Origin of the sequence: Brevibacterium sp. CFH 10365 (genome assembly GCF_009299785.1) — a bacterium.
In the GTDB taxonomy this organism is placed as follows: domain Bacteria; phylum Actinomycetota; class Actinomycetes; order Actinomycetales; family Brevibacteriaceae; genus Brevibacterium; species Brevibacterium limosum.
The window spans coordinates 1-364 of the sequence record NZ_VIGO01000024.1; the positions used below are offsets into that span (position 1 = coordinate 1).

A 364-nucleotide genomic window follows, 5' to 3' on the forward strand; every position below is an offset into this window, starting at 1 on the left:
ACCAGCAGCTGGCCGTGCTTGGAAAGCCGGGTGAGTAGGGCTTTCAGTTTCGTTTCGTTCTGCGGCAGCGCCTTCGATAACAGTTGTTTTCCGTCGCGATCCACCGCGACGGCGTGGTGGTTGTGTTTGCCGACATCGATGCCGATGAATACGTCGATGTCAGCGTGGTTGGTGATCATGTCACTCATCTTCTTCGACTCATGTGACCGGATATTGGTTGTGGTTCGGCTGGCCGGTAGTGCTGGGTGGCTCCAAGGTTCGGCATCCACGTTACGGTCGGGCTCAAGGCATGTGTTCTGCCAGTGGTTCTGGCCCCTATCAGCGATTTCCCTGGTGCCTTCGAACCCCGGTGACAACACCCCCC

1 pseudogene is annotated in these 364 nt (G+C 57.7%); it reads right to left on the minus strand.

The annotated features are described in order from the left end of the window. Positions 1 to 167 (minus strand): annotated as a pseudogene (locus FHG09_RS19660) (IS110 family transposase); the annotation flags it as partial. Between the last annotated feature and the right edge of the window lie 197 nt (positions 168 to 364).